Below are 720 nucleotides of genomic sequence, written 5' to 3'. Positions count from 1 at the left end.
GTTGTTTTTGGCTGAATTATTGTAACTCACATCATGCCGTATAAAAAATAATCACGAAAGATCAACACGCCCTACTAATACGTCAAGAAAGTAAAAAGCCAAAATAATCCAAGGAGAGTTTTTACTACAACCTATCAAGTATTGATTAATTTTCTTCAAAATATTCGTCACTTATCATCGATAGTATATCGACCTGATTAAATACATTTTTTAAAAACTTATATCTACTTAATTTATCATAATTTTTCCCATTAATAAAAGATACTTTTATTAATGTACAGAATTCTTTATTTTCTTCATCTAACCACTCGTCAGATAGCGGGATATAATTATCTGTAATAGTTAATGTGTCCGCATAAAGACCACAGTAAGAGAAGTACACCCCAATATAAGAGCTATCATGTTCAGAGCAAGTTATATCCCATTTATTATTCAACAATTCACTTATCTCTTTTTTAGATTTATTACTGCCGTATTTTAGAAAATATAATTTTTTCATTTATCGCCCGCCACATTTCCCTGGAATTCTGATTCGTTTTCCTGATCCTCGCCAAAATATTAGACAGTGCCCGCCTCTATCATTTTTCGTTTTGGTAATATTGTTGTTCATATTATTCAGGTGATACCCAGCCATTGGCTGAATGACGGCGTATCCGATTATAATAGATTTCAATATATTCAAATAGTGCTTTATTAGCCTGCTTCCTCGTTTTGTAGTAA

The 720-nt window shown here is 31.5% G+C and carries 2 protein-coding genes; both read right to left on the bottom strand.

All coding sequences use genetic code 11. The features are described from left to right. Window positions 1-145 precede the first annotated feature (145 nt). Window positions 146-499 (bottom strand): hypothetical protein, encoded by a 354-nt coding sequence (locus tag B9N71_RS02585; protein WP_085164010.1) that lies wholly within the window; start codon window positions 497-499, stop codon window positions 146-148. Between the two features lie 112 nt (window positions 500-611). Further along, a partial coding sequence (locus B9N71_RS12740; RefSeq protein WP_143421998.1) for an IS3 family transposase occupies window positions 612-720 on the bottom strand: 109 nt, incomplete at its 5' end.

It is taken from the genome of Gilliamella bombi (assembly GCF_900103255.1).
In the GTDB taxonomy this organism is placed as follows: Bacteria; Pseudomonadota; Gammaproteobacteria; order Enterobacterales; family Orbaceae; genus Gilliamella; species Gilliamella bombi.
The sequence above is the reverse complement of the archived record's forward strand: the minus strand, read 5'-3'. Positions and strand labels throughout refer to the sequence as shown.

Coding starts and splice junctions, on each gene's coding strand:
- B9N71_RS02585 (WP_085164010.1), bottom strand. CDS start 499: ATGAAAAAATTATATTTTCTAAAATACGGCAGTAATAAATCTAAAAAA.